At 41.5% G+C, this 13,080-nt stretch carries 14 protein-coding genes; all 14 read right to left on the reverse strand.

Going from position 1 to position 13,080, the window contains the following annotated elements; all coding sequences use genetic code 11:
* Positions 1-101: 101 nt before the first annotated feature.
* Positions 102-1,391, reverse strand: a complete 1,290-nt coding sequence (locus BS1321_RS04620) for a solute carrier family 23 protein (protein ID WP_063231917.1) — start codon at positions 1,389-1,391, stop codon at positions 102-104.
* A gap of 176 nt (positions 1,392-1,567) precedes the next feature.
* Complete coding sequence (gene pyrR, locus BS1321_RS04625) at positions 1,568-2,110, reverse strand: bifunctional pyr operon transcriptional regulator/uracil phosphoribosyltransferase PyrR (protein WP_063232131.1); 543 nt, start codon at positions 2,108-2,110, stop codon at positions 1,568-1,570.
* 196 nt (positions 2,111-2,306) lie between these two features.
* Positions 2,307-3,224 (reverse strand): RluA family pseudouridine synthase, encoded by a 918-nt coding sequence (locus tag BS1321_RS04630; RefSeq protein WP_063231918.1) that lies wholly within the window; start codon positions 3,222-3,224, stop codon positions 2,307-2,309.
* Complete coding sequence (gene lspA, locus BS1321_RS04635) at positions 3,217-3,687, reverse strand: signal peptidase II (RefSeq protein WP_063231919.1); 471 nt, start codon at positions 3,685-3,687, stop codon at positions 3,217-3,219. The genes BS1321_RS04630 and lspA overlap by 8 nt, the downstream gene beginning before the upstream one ends.
* 207 nt (positions 3,688-3,894) lie before the next feature.
* Complete coding sequence (gene ileS / locus BS1321_RS04640; protein ID WP_063231920.1) at positions 3,895-6,663, reverse strand: isoleucine--tRNA ligase; 2,769 nt, start codon at positions 6,661-6,663, stop codon at positions 3,895-3,897.
* 394 nt (positions 6,664-7,057) lie between these two features.
* Positions 7,058-7,573, reverse strand: coding sequence for a DivIVA domain-containing protein (locus BS1321_RS04645; protein ID WP_034313857.1), 516 nt, complete (start codon positions 7,571-7,573; stop codon positions 7,058-7,060).
* An 85-nt stretch (positions 7,574-7,658) separates the two neighbouring features.
* Positions 7,659-8,432 carry a YlmH family RNA-binding protein gene (locus BS1321_RS04650; RefSeq protein WP_063231921.1) on the reverse strand — a complete coding sequence of 258 codons (774 nt, stop codon included), beginning with the start codon at positions 8,430-8,432 and terminating at the stop codon, positions 7,659-7,661.
* A gap of 133 nt (positions 8,433-8,565) precedes the next feature.
* The gene (locus tag BS1321_RS04655) at positions 8,566-8,832 is read right to left on the reverse strand and encodes a YggT family protein (RefSeq protein WP_053345253.1); all 267 of its coding nucleotides are present in this window, start codon (positions 8,830-8,832) and stop codon (positions 8,566-8,568) included.
* Positions 8,833-8,838: 6 nt separating this feature from the next.
* The gene (locus BS1321_RS04660) at positions 8,839-9,303 is read right to left on the reverse strand and encodes a cell division protein SepF (RefSeq protein WP_063231922.1); all 465 of its coding nucleotides are present in this window, start codon (positions 9,301-9,303) and stop codon (positions 8,839-8,841) included.
* Positions 9,304-9,324: 21 nt separating this feature from the next.
* Positions 9,325-9,996: a YggS family pyridoxal phosphate-dependent enzyme gene (locus BS1321_RS04665; RefSeq protein WP_063231923.1), complete on the reverse strand. Its 672-nt coding sequence runs from the start codon at positions 9,994-9,996 to the stop codon at positions 9,325-9,327.
* Between the two features lie 2 nt (positions 9,997-9,998).
* On the reverse strand, positions 9,999-10,826 hold the full coding sequence (gene pgeF, locus BS1321_RS04670; RefSeq protein ID WP_063231924.1) for a peptidoglycan editing factor PgeF: 828 nt from the start codon (positions 10,824-10,826) through the stop codon (positions 9,999-10,001).
* A 55-nt stretch (positions 10,827-10,881) separates the two neighbouring features.
* Positions 10,882-11,151 (reverse strand): YlmC/YmxH family sporulation protein, encoded by a 270-nt coding sequence (locus BS1321_RS04675; RefSeq protein WP_063231925.1) that lies wholly within the window; start codon positions 11,149-11,151, stop codon positions 10,882-10,884.
* A gap of 231 nt (positions 11,152-11,382) precedes the next feature.
* Positions 11,383-12,162 (reverse strand): RNA polymerase sporulation sigma factor SigG, encoded by a 780-nt coding sequence (sigG, locus tag BS1321_RS04680; RefSeq protein WP_034313871.1) that lies wholly within the window; start codon positions 12,160-12,162, stop codon positions 11,383-11,385.
* Positions 12,163-12,312: 150 nt separating this feature from the next.
* Positions 12,313-13,032: an RNA polymerase sporulation sigma factor SigE gene (gene sigE / locus BS1321_RS04685; RefSeq protein WP_034313874.1), complete on the reverse strand. Its 720-nt coding sequence runs from the start codon at positions 13,030-13,032 to the stop codon at positions 12,313-12,315.
* Positions 13,033-13,080 lie beyond the last annotated feature (48 nt).

Genomic DNA, 13,080 nt, shown 5'->3' on the forward strand with positions numbered 1-13,080 from the left:
GGTTTACACTTTATCCCGTTCTCATTCATCTTTACAGCAACACCCTTTTAAGCCTCTCTGGACTTCTTTTAAAAGGTGATTTATTGTTTTGATGCAGTATCTTATTTTTCAAATATATCTCCGGATATTTTTTCCCGGTCCGGAAGAATCAAGTTAAGAAGGATTCCGACGATGGCTGAAAGTGCCATTCCGGAAAGCGATACCGTTTCCGATAGTTGTACGAACGCTCCTCCGATTCCTAACACCAGGATGACTGAAGCTATCATCAGGTTTCTTTTCTTGTCAAAATCGACCTTATTATCAATCAGCATCCTCAATCCACTTGATGCGATGATACCGAAGAGCAAGATGGAAATGCCGCCCATCACAGCTGTAGGTATCGAGCTGATGACTGCTGAAATCTTGCCGTTAAAACCAAAGATGATTGCAGTGAATGCTGCCCCACCAATGATATACACACTGTAGGCCTTTGTCATAGTCAGGACCCCAATATTTTCACCATATGAAGTCAGCGGCGGCCCACCGATGAAGGAACCAATCATGATTCCTGCTCCATCTCCTAAAATCGAGCGATGCAAACCTGGCTTTTCCAAAAAGTTTCTGCCGACTACTTTGCTCAGTACCATCTGGTGTCCGATATGTTCTGATAAAGTTACGATGGCGACCGGTACCATGATGGCAATGACCTCCCATGAGAAGGACGGTGTATAGGTTACATATGGAAACATGAATTCAGGCATTTCCCACCATTGTGCTGACTTGATCGGTTCATAATCTATTATTCCTGCAACAGCCGAACAGCCGTAGCCCACTATGATTCCCATTAATATGGGGATCAAGTTAATGAATCCCTTAAAGAACACGTTGCAGATGATGGTTACCGCTAAAGTGATCAGTGCAATAACTATATATGTGACGCTGTATTTATCTTGTGGATCATACATTGCCATGTCCACGGCCGTTCCGGCAAGGCTTAATCCGATTACGATAATCACCGGACCCACCACAACCGGGGGAAGTATATTCATTAACCAGCGCAATCCGACTTTTTGGATAATCAAAGCTACTATTCCATATATGAACCCTGCTGCAAAACAGCCGATCATGGCCGCTTCCGGGCCTCCTAAGGCTTTTGCCGCGATGATTGGAGTAATGAAAGCGAAAGATGAACCGAGATAAGCTGGGATCTGACCTTTGGTTATCAATAAGTATGAAAGTGTGCCCAATCCGCTTGAAACCAGTGCTACCGCCGGGCTTAATCCTACCAAGAATGGCACCAGCACCGTTGCACCGAACATAGCAAACAAATGCTGGATGCTTAACGTAATCCACTGGCCAGCCTTTGGCACGTCCTCGACATCCAGTACTATATCCCTTTTTGTTTCTTCCATTTCCGTATCCCCCTCATGAAAATTCCATCAAAACTGCAAAAACCCTCTTTGCGGTATACAAAGAGGGTTTCTCAGAAGGCGAATGCCTATGCATAGGCACAGCTCTCCCGATTGACTCCCCTTTGCCAGCCTCTCTGGACTGTCTTTAAAAGGGTAATATGAAATTTTCATGTTGTTTAGTTTTCTAATATAGTAACTTGATCTACTTCATCAACTTCTGTTAAAGTAACTGTAATTTTTTCAGATTGGGAAGTCGGAACGTTTTTGCCGACGAAATCCGCGCGAATCGGCAATTCCCTATGTCCCCTATCTACTAATACGGCGAGCTGGATCTGCGAAGGTCTTCCCAAATCCACCAGAGCATCCATTGCCGCTCTAACGGTTCTGCCTGTGAAAAGAACATCATCCACTAAAATCACTTTCTTGTCAGTGATATTGACCGGAATGTCTGAGCCTTTTACGATAGGGTCCCCATCATTGGTCTTTTTCGAAAGGTCATCGCGATAAAGTGTAATATCCAGTTCACCCAGTTCTATTTCTTTGCCTTCTATTTGATTGATGCGCTTTGCAAGTCGGTCAGCGAGGAAAATCCCGCGTGTACGTATCCCGATTAAGACGCAATCTTCAATACCCTTATTTTTCTCAATGATTTCATGGGCAATTCTCGTCAAGGCTCTGCTAATGGCCTGCTCATCAAGTACTATGGCTTTCTCATTCAACACGTCGGCCACCCCGATTCCATTTTTCTGATAGGTCAATTTCAACAAAAAATCCTCATGCCAAGAAGGCATGAGGATTTTATCGCCATGGGCAGAATTATCCCACTTTGCGTATCCGTTTCCTTCTCAGTCTCTCTGAACTGTGTTAAAGGTTCTTATTAAGTTGTTATTATAATATATCAGAAAAACGAATTTGTCAATCCTTACTTCTACGCAATTGATTAATTAGATTTTCAAACTCTTCCGGAATCGGAGCTTCGAATTCCATATACTCATTTGTACGTGGATGAATGAAACCTAGAAGACCGGCGTGCAACGCTTGTCCATCTAATTTCAGGGTCTTTTTCGGACCATATTTCGGATCTCCCGCTAGTGGGAAGCCAATGTATTTCATGTGAACACGGATTTGATGTGTCCTTCCTGTTTCAAGCTGGCATTCCACCAAAGTGAAAGCTTTGAAGCGTTCGATGACACGGAAATGCGTGACAGCATTTTTGGAATTCGAATCTGTGACAGTCATGCTTTGGCGATCTTTTTTATCGCGGCCGATCGGTGCATCGATCGTTCCGAAGTCATGAGGGATCACACCATGAACTACAGCTTGATACTTACGGGTAACCGTTTTGTCAACAAGCTGCTGTACCAGTTTTTCATGTGCCATATCATTTTTGGCAACCATCAATAGACCTGAAGTATCTTTGTCGATCCGATGGACGATTCCAGGCCGCATGACACCATTGATTCCAGAAAGATCCTTGCAGTGAGCCATCAATCCATTTACAAGCGTGCCAGATACATGTCCCGGTGCCGGATGGACGACCATACCACTCGGTTTATTAACCACGAGTACATCTGCATCTTCATAATATATATCCAAATCCATTTCCTCTGCTACCGCATCCAATTCCTCAAGTTCAGGAATCGTCACTTCGATTGTATCGCCAGGAATAGCTTTGTAATTCGTCTTTATCGCCGTGCCATTTACCAAAACATGATCATCCTTAATCCATTGCTGGACCTGAGTACGTGACCATTCCTCATTCAAAGTGGAAAGAGCCTTATCAATCCTAACTCCTTTTAGTGTTTCATCGATGCTGTATAACCTTTTATCCATTATCTTTCTCCTTAGCGTTTTTTTCTTCTAAAAACATATGAATCACGAGCAGTCCGACACCAATTGAAAGCGCAGCATCAGCAACATTAAATACCGGGAAACTGTAGCTGAAAATATAGGTATGAACGAAATCCACTACTTCCTGACGAGCAACACGATCGATGAAATTACCAATCGCACCGCCTAGCATGAGAGCAAGTGCAACTCCAAGCAAAATGCTTTCCTTCGCCATTTTCTGAATATAATAGACAAGTCCAATAATGACAGCGATGGTGATGATGTAGAAAAACCACATTTGACCTTGTAGAATTCCCCATGCTGCCCCACGATTACGATGCGAGGTGATATATAGAAGGTTTTCAATAATTTCAATGCTTTCTCCGTACTCCATTTTTTTCACAATCATCCATTTTGTCAGCTGATCGAGAGCTATGACCAAAAGGGCAATCAAATAATAAAACACATTTTTTCCCCCAAACTAATCAAATCTTCACTTTTGAATTGTAGCATAAACTAGAAATAATGACTAATCCGAAAAACAGAAGTGTGCTAACTGCACCTGAAGAATATAGGGAAGATGGAATAAAGGCAAAATTCCCTATTGAGGATTCAGCTTTCTTTCCCACAAAAAAGCCGGCCCTTCATAAAGGGACCGGCTTTTTTATGGGAACTATTGATTCACGTAATGCTCTTTCACGACTGTAGCGCAACGCGGGCAAAGTGTTGGATGTTCCTCCACTTGACCTACTTCCTTCGAAACATTCCAGCAACGTTCACACGTTTCACCTTCTGCTTTTGTAACAAGGATCGCTATATCCTCAAGTTTAACCGCTTCTGCTGGGGCACTTGCCACATCGCCAGCGATATCGAATTCGGATACGATGAATAGCTGTTCAAAGCTTTCCTTGATGCCATCAAGCAGGTTCTTCGTTTCTTCATTAACATATACCATCACTTTAGCGTTCAGTGATTTTCCGATGACCTTCTGGTTACGGGCTTCTTCTAATGCTTTCAGAACATTATCACGGACATCCATGAAAGCCGTCCATTTTTCTTCAATGACTTCAGCATCATCAATGGAAATTTCTTCAGGCATCAATGTCAACTGTACACTTTCTTCCGTTACACCCGGAATGAACGCCCATACTTCATCAGCTGTATGAGAGAGGATCGGTGACACCAATTTCGTTAAGCTGACCAATGATTCGTAAAGGACAGTTTGAATAGCCAAACGCTCTTTACCATTTGGTGCTTCACAATAAAGAATGTCTTTTGCATAATCAAGGTAGAACGAACTTAAATCCTGTGTACAGAAATTATTGACCATATTATAAATTGTAGCAAACTCATAATTTTCATAACTTAGCTTCGACTGTTTGATCAGTTTATTCAATTTAACTAGCATGTATCGATCGACTTCAGGCAATTCTTGGACTGCCACTTTATCGGTTTTTGGATTGAATCCATCCAAGTTCCCTAACAGGAAGCGGAATGTATTACGGATTTTACGGTAAACTTCCGAAACTTGTTTTAAAATAGGATCGGAAACCCTGACATCAGATTGGTAATCCACCGAAGCTACCCAAAGGCGTAAGATATCTGCACCAAGTTGGTTCATGACCTTGGATGGCAGTACAACGTTTCCAATCGACTTACTCATTTTACGGCCTTCGCCATCCAATGCGAACCCGTGGCTAAGCACACCTTTATATGGTGCTTTGCCTGTAACCGCAACACTTGTTGAAAGTGATGAGTTAAACCAGCCGCGGTATTGATCGGACCCTTCTAAATAAAGGTCAGCAGGGCGCTGCAAGTCGTCTCTTTCTTCAAGTACCGCTTGATGAGAAGAACCGGAATCGAACCATACGTCCATGATATCCGTTTCTTTCGTGAAGATACCATTCGGGCTGCCTTCATGTGTATAGCCTTCAGGCAGAAGATCTTTCGCTTCACGCTCAAACCAGATGTTTGAACCGTGTTCGCGGAATAGGTTTGAAATATGGTTGATGGTTTCATCCGTAATGATCGGCTCGCCATTTTCTGCATAAAACACTGGAATTGGCACTCCCCAAGCGCGTTGGCGGGAAATACACCAATCCCCGCGGTCACGGACCATATTGAATAGGCGCGTTTCGCCCCAAGCCGGTACCCATTTGGTTTCTTCAATCGCTTCCAGAAGTTCACTGCGGAAGTCTTTGATTGACGCGAACCATTGTGCTGTTGCACGGAAGATCGTTGGCTTCTTCGTCCGCCAGTCATGTGGGTAAGAATGCGTAATGAACGTCAAGTTCAATAACGCGCCTGCTTCAGTTAATTTTTCGGTAATCGGTTTATTCGCTTGATCATAAAATAATCCGGCAAATTCCCCTGCCTCTTCCGTCATGACTCCTTTTTCATCTACAGGACAAAGTACGTCCAAGCCATATTTTTGCCCAATGATAAAGTCATCTTCACCATGGCCAGGCGCAGTATGAACACAACCCGTTCCAGCTTCAGTCGTTACGTGCTCACCTAACATCACTAAAGATTCGCGATCATAAAGAGGATGTTTGGCAACAGCACGGTCCAACTCGCTTCCTTTTACTGTTTTCAGGATTGACGGGTTTCCCCAGCCTAATGTTTCCGTAACCGATTCAAGCAGTGCCTCAGCAAGTAAGAATTTTTCATTTTCGACAGCCACTACTACATAATTTAATTGCGGATGCAATGAGATACCAAGATTAGCCGGAATCGTCCATGGAGTTGTCGTCCAGATGATGATTTTGACACCTTCATCAATTACACCTTTGCCATCTGTGACTTCAAAAGCAACATAGATCGACGCAGAGCGTTTATCTTGATATTCAATTTCAGCTTCGGCTAGCGCTGATTCACTTGATGGGGACCAGTAAACAGGTTTTTTCCCTTTATAAATGTACCCTTTTTTCGCCATTTCACCGAACACCTTGATTTGCTGTGCTTCATATTCAGGCTTTAATGTGATATAAGGATTTTCCCAATCACCACGTACCCCTATTCTCTTAAACTGCTCACGTTGATTGTTAATCTGACCATAAGCATACTCTTCACAAAGCTTTCTGAATTCGGCAACGCTCATTTCTTTCCGTTTCACGCCTTTTTTCGTCAATGCCGTTTCGATTGGAAGCCCATGCGTATCCCAGCCAGGTACATACGGTGCTTGAAAACCGCTCATCGATTTAAACCGGACAATGAAATCCTTTAAAACCTTATTCATTGCATGGCCCATATGGATATCGCCGTTGGCATATGGAGGTCCATCATGCAAAATGAATAAAGGACGTCCTTCCGTTTGTTCTTGCACTTTTTTATAGATGTTCATTTCTTTCCATTTTTCTTGGATTTCCGGTTCACGTTTCGGCAAATTCCCACGCATTGGAAATTCAGTTTTAGGCATCAATAAGGTATCTTTGTATTCCATCATAAAATCCTCCATCCGTCTTTTAAAAAAATTCATTCGAACCGATGACTTGATATCCGGCCAAAATAAAAAGCCCTCTCATCCCTAAAAAAGGGACGAGAAAGCTTTGCTTCCCGCGGTACCACCCTGGCTAGAAAGATTCACAAAGTGAATCCAACCTCTCGAGCATTCGTAACGTGAATGAAACGCTTCATTTACTTACTGCAAAAGCAGGTTCAACTCAGAACTCAAGGGTGATCTTCAATATCTTCGCTTATTCCGGGCTTTCACCATCCCCGGTTCGCTAAAAATAAGTGTGTGAAGAATTTACTTTCCCTGTCATCGTCTAATTTCATAATGAATAGTATTGTTAAAAAATTATATGCGAAAAAAGTGTTCAAAGTCAAGGAATCGTTTAAATTTCCTCTTCCACTCTTTCATTTAATTCTATTTCGGTTGCATCCACTTCATAATCCAGAAGATGATCCCAATCGTCATTGTCCAGCAAATCCAGCTGTGCACCTACAAGCATTTTGAAACGCGTCCGGAATACTTTGGATTGCTTTTTCAAATCTTCAATATCCATCGCTATTTTCCTTGCTTTCACAAGTGACTCATTGACAATCCTGTCAGCATTTTTCTCTGCTTCCTTTATGATCAGTTTCGCTTCTTTTTGGGCATTGCGCCTTAATTCTTCGGCTGCTTCTTGAGCGACAATAATCGACTTGTTAAGTGTACCCTCAATTGTCGTAAAATGTCCCAAACGATCAAAAGTCTCGTTCAGTTTATCTTCAAGTTCTTTCTTCTCCCTCAAAATCAGTTCATAATCCTTAATGACCTGGTCGAGAAATTCATTTACTTCATCTTCATCATACCCTCGAAATACTTTGTTAAATTCCTTGTTATGTATATCTATCGGGGTTAAGGGCATTACGGCACCTCCAGAACGGTTTCTACTCTAGTATGTTAAAACTCTATATTCGACAATAATTTTATAAATCCTGCTTTTTATTGTATTATTTTTGTCTGCCTAACGAGATTCTCCACTTATCCTTCTTGGTTTTCCCATCAATTGAAGCTATTTTACATCTGCCAAAACCTCTGATGGAAAGTGTATCACCTTCACGGCATTCTTCCGAGACGTTTTCCGTTTGCTTGAAATTCACCTTTACTTTTCCTGACGTTATCAAGGACTGAGTTTTTTGACGGGACATATTCAGGACGGACGATAGCACACTGTCAAGCCTAAGTGAACTGACGGTGGTTACTTGCTCTTCCCATTTTTCCTTAACTTGGACGATATTCTCGATTGGAAGCCGTTTGATGGAAACGGAGGCATTACCTATTTTCTCCAGATTTCCTGTGAGATATGAATCCATCTCTTCGGCAGCTATAAATTGAATATGCTCCTCCGTCACTATTATATCACCAAATTTTTCACGTTTTACCCCTAGTGACATCAAGGTTCCAAGTATTTGCCTATGTTCAAGCGTTACAAATTTTTTTGGATAGGAGATATCGTATAAGGAGATATTGAAATCAGATGGTTCAGGAGAGTAATAATCAGGGTAAATGAGCACACGTTTTCGCTCTACGAAATCGCTTCCGCCATTGAATTGCAGTTTCGCTTCCGGATCATTCCCTATTAGGGAAGTAAGGATTTCCTGCTGACGCGGATCAAGAAAATCAGATAGTTTCGGAGCGTAGGAATTTTTAACCTGATCAATCCAATTCATAGCCTGGTCAATAAAATCTTTTTCCTCCGGCCTGAAATGCTGATAAATACTCATGATTGAATAAATGCTCCTTAGTTATCAAATTAATGGTCGATCATAAGGAATTGATTAAACGGTTCTGCGTTGCAACTACACAGCGGAGAATGTTCCGACTGTGTAGTAAGATGCATGTCAGGTTAATTGTTGATCATCCTATTAATGTCTGTAAGTAATAGATTCCATATCCGCTGGCAAAATTAAGTACCAGCAAGGCCACAAGAGGTGAAAGATCAATCATGCCAAGTGGCGGAATGAACTTTCTGAACGGTTCTAAATACGGTTCGCAAATTTTTTCCAGAAATTGACCAATCGATGTCTCCCTTGCATTGGGGAACCATGACATCAATATGTAACCGATTAATGCCATTGAATAAATTTCAATTAAATAATATAAACCCTGAAGCACTAAACCCATTAACCATTACCACCTCGCTTCTTCGTACTCCTCTTCGGCGGCGAAGCCGGTAATATTACCGGAAACATCGACGTTGTCCGGGGTACATAAGAATATATCTGTTCCGATTTTTTGGATATCCCCGCTGATTGCATAGACAGTCCCACTTAGAAAATCGATGATTCGCTTTCCTTGGTCATGCTGGATTCGTTGAAGGTTCACGACTACAGCGCGCCTGTTTTTTAAATGGTCAGCTACCTCCTGGGCTTCTGCATAAGCACGAGGCTCCAATAATACTACTTTAGAAGATTTCTGTACGCTTTGCAAACTTACGATATTCTGATTGGTATTATTCCCTGCAGAAGCGGACTGCTGCTGTTTAGCTGACTTCACGACTTTTGGTTCAGCCTCCTCTTCTTCCATCACTTCATCCTTGTACTCATACTCATCGTCCAGCGCGAAATAAGATTTAAATTTTGATACGAACGACATCTATTGCGTACCTCCTTAAAATTATTCGCCTACAAGTGCTGTACCAATCCTGATCATTGTAGCGCCTTCCTCAATGGCAATCATGAAATCATTGGACATGCCCATGGACAATTCAGTGCAGGGGGCGTGCTTCAACTCTAAATTTTGTATTTCAACCTGGATGCCTTTCAGTTTCCGGAAGCATTCCCGCAAAACCTGTTCATCATCGGTCAATGGCGCCATTGTCATCAACCCTGCAATATTCACCTTATCAAAATTGGATAACCCTTTTATGAAATCCATTGTCGCCTCAGGATTCAGACCATGTTTTGATTCTTCACCAGAAACATTCACCTGTACTAAACAGTTTATCGGCTCGTTTGCGCGTTTTTGAATTTCTTCTGCCAAAGAAATGCGATCCAATGAATGGATATACGAAATTTTATCGATGACATTCTTTACTTTGCGTGTTTGCATGGAACCAATATAATGCCAGTTGGGCTTGTCCTTCAGCACTTCATATTTATTCAAAAGCCCTTCGTCACGGTTTTCACCCAAATCAAGTATTCCCGCTTCCAATGCTTCATTCGCTCTCTCGACCGAAACATATTTCGTCACTGCGATCAACTTTATCGCTTCACGGTCCCTTCCACTATTTTCACATGCTATATTTATTTTTTCTTCGATGCTTTTTAAATTGTCCACTACTTTCACTGTTACTCTAAATCCTCCTTCCAACCGATAAAACTCATCAACCTACCTGTCTTCCCGTTATCACGGCGATGTGAAAAAAACAATTCATGATCACAGCTTGTACAGTATGATGTAACGTCGATCTGACTTTTTGGAATTCCTGATTTTTGAAGAATCAATGCATTAAGTTGCTTAAGGTCTAACTCATATTGTCCTTCACTGATTAAATTATAGGGCTTTTCGTCAATATCTACCAGCAAATTCTGCACTAAATCCATGACATAATCATCAACTACATAGCACTTCGAACAAATAGACGGTCCAATAACAGCATATATCTCACTTGCCCTTATACCCTCACTCAGCCATGCCTCAACCATTTTTCGTGCAATTCCATTAACGGTACCCTTCCAGCCAGCATGTGCCACCCCAATCATACCATGTGCCGGAGCAAGAAAGTATAAGGGCACGCAGTCTGCATAGCAAAGGGTCAATAGAACGTTTTGGTCCTTCGTATAGAATCCGTCAGTCGCTTTAAAGGCTGAATCATAATCCGTTGCACCTCTCCCGCCATCGCAGCTGGTAACTTGATGGATTTTCGTTTCATGAGTCTGCTCGGCGCCTATCCATCCATTTAGCGGAAACATCAGCTTATCGGCTATAATTCTGCGGTTTCCCTGGACATCTTCAAGTTTATCCCCGACATGAAAACCCGTATTCAATGTTTGAAAATCACCTGTACTGACTCCCCCATTTTTTGTGGTGAAGCCCGCTACGAGCTGGAGATTTTGTTGTCTCCAGCTGTCAATGAGCATATATTGGTCTTTTATTAAAACAAATGGCTCTCTCATGCTATAAACCTCTTTATTTTTAGTCTAGTGTATCATAAATTTGCGCCATGCACCTTTAAAACCGTTCATCTTTCAGTTCTTCTTGAAATACCGTCTGATGTTCAACAAGAATGACATCTGCACCGATTTTTTTTATTTTCCGCCATGGAATCACAATATCCTGTTCCTTTCCAAAAAAACCCATTAACCTTGTTCCATTTGAAACGATGATGGCCTCTATTTTCCCCGTGGCCGTATTGATTTCAAGATCTGACATATTACCTAATTTCTTACCATCCGCTATATTGACGATATCCTTAATTTGAAAGTCGGAAATCCTGGTCACATCACTCAGCTCCTCAAAATTTCATCATAGATGAAGGTCCTATTCCTATGTATATGACATGATGCGCTCAAGGATGAAGAATACGATAAATAAACGTCCACTCGATTCACTACTTACCTACCGGAAGGGAATTTCAACAAAATAAAAAAGCCGCTATGGAAAAGTAGCTGTCAGCGGGTATCGACATTTTTGCCCTACCCGCTTCAGCTAACTTTCTCTCATGCTCAGCTTCTACTGTTGGATATTTTTATTCATTTGCTTGATTGCCGCTTTTTCCAATCGGGAGACCTGTGCTTGTGAAATGCCGATTTCCTCGGCTACCTCCATTTGCGTCTTCCCCTGGAAAAACCGTTTGCGAAGGATCATTTTTTCCCGGTCATTCAACCGTCTCATGCCTTCATTTATAGCTATTTCATCAATCCAGGTACTATCTTTATTTTTTTCATCACTCAGTTGGTCGAGTACATAAATCGGATCCCCGCCATCATTATAAATCGGTTCAAAAAGTGAAACTGGATCTTGTATAGCATCTAGTGCAAAAACAATTTCTTCATGAGGTACTTCCAACACCTTGGCGATTTCTTCAGCTGTTGGCTCACGAAGGGTCTGGCTTATGAGCTTTTCTTTTACCTGCAGAGCTTTGTAAGCTATGTCTCTTAAAGAACGGGATACCCGAATCGGATTATTGTCACGAAGATATCTTCTGATTTCTCCAATAATCATCGGTACAGCATACGTTGAAAACTTAACATTTTGACCTAGGTCAAAGTTATCTATCGACTTCATCAACCCTATACAGCCTACCTGAAATAGATCATCTACATACTCTCCCCGATTGTTGAAGCGCTGAATGACGCTAAGAACGAGTCGAAGATTCCCGTTTACCAGTTTCTCTCTTGCTGAAATATCGCCATCTTGCAGTTCTTTAAAGAGTTTTCTCATTTCTTCATTCTTTAAAACCGGTAATTTTGATGTATCCACACCGCAGATTTCAACCTTATTACGAGACAAAATTATTCCCTCCTCACAGGAGCGCTGTACAAAAAACAGTATTTCCGCGGGAGGAAAAAATATGCACATGGCTAGAACAGAAAATCTTCATTATTTTTCATTATAGCTACAAAAGTATTGATTTGATTGACATTTAAGCACATTATTTTTTTACACCATTTTATTAAATTCTTTTCGAAGCCTCTTAATAATCCTTTTTTCCAAACGTGAAATGTAAGATTGGGAAATCCCCAGCATGTCGGCAACGTCCTTTTGGGTTTTTTCTTCTCCGCCTGCAAGTCCAAAACGGAGTTCCATTATCTGTTTTTCACGTTCGGATAACTGCGTAAGTGCTTTTGTCAGCAGCTTACGGTCAACGTTTGCCTCCAAGTCTTTCGTGATAATGTCATCGTCCGTTCCAAGTACATCGGATAACAAAAGTTCATTTCCATCCCAATCAATATTCAGAGGTTCATCAAAAGAAACTTCAGAGCGGATTTTGTTATTTCTGCGTAAATACATTAATATTTCATTCTCGATGCATCTCGAAGCATATGTAGCCAGTTTTATTTTCTTCTCAGGATTGAATGTATTCACTGCTTTGATCAAACCTATCGTACCGATGCTGATTAAATCCTCAATATTGATGCCAGTATTTTCAAATTTCCTGGCAATATAAACCACCAGCCTTAAATTACGTTCAATCAAGATCGAGCGTGCAGCTTCATCGCCATTGGGTAATTTATTGATCAGTATTGCCTCTTCTTCCTTTGAAAGGGGCGGCGGCAGTGCCTCACTCCCTCCTATATAAAATATTTCGTCCGTTTTCAATCCGAGCTTGAACAATAGTTTGTACCAAAAATAAGTGAGCCGAAGAATGAATTTCTTCAAAATAATTCTCCCTTCTAATAAACGGATTATGGGTCAAATTTAAGAGTG

It is taken from the genome of Peribacillus simplex NBRC 15720 = DSM 1321 (genome assembly GCF_002243645.1).
Taxonomy (GTDB): domain Bacteria; phylum Bacillota; class Bacilli; order Bacillales; family DSM-1321; genus Peribacillus; species Peribacillus simplex.

Bases quoted from the DNA above. Each gene is read 5' to 3' on its own strand.
- BS1321_RS04620 (WP_063231917.1), bottom strand. From the start codon at position 1,391: ATGGAAGAAACAAAAAGGGATATAGTACTGGATGTCGAGGACGTGCCA.
- BS1321_RS04630 (WP_063231918.1), bottom strand. From the start codon at position 3,224: ATGGATAAAAGGTTATACAGCATCGATGAAACACTAAAAGGAGTTAGG.
- ileS (WP_063231920.1), bottom strand. From the start codon at position 6,663: ATGGAATACAAAGATACCTTATTGATGCCTAAAACTGAATTTCCAATG.
- BS1321_RS04645 (WP_034313857.1), bottom strand. From the start codon at position 7,573: ATGCCCTTAACCCCGATAGATATACATAACAAGGAATTTAACAAAGTA.
- BS1321_RS04650 (WP_063231921.1), bottom strand. From the start codon at position 8,432: ATGAGTATTTATCAGCATTTCAGGCCGGAGGAAAAAGATTTTATTGAC.
- BS1321_RS04655 (WP_053345253.1), bottom strand. From the start codon at position 8,832: ATGGGTTTAGTGCTTCAGGGTTTATATTATTTAATTGAAATTTATTCA.
- BS1321_RS04660 (WP_063231922.1), bottom strand. From the start codon at position 9,303: ATGTCGTTCGTATCAAAATTTAAATCTTATTTCGCGCTGGACGATGAG.
- pgeF (WP_063231924.1), bottom strand. From the start codon at position 10,826: ATGAGAGAGCCATTTGTTTTAATAAAAGACCAATATATGCTCATTGAC.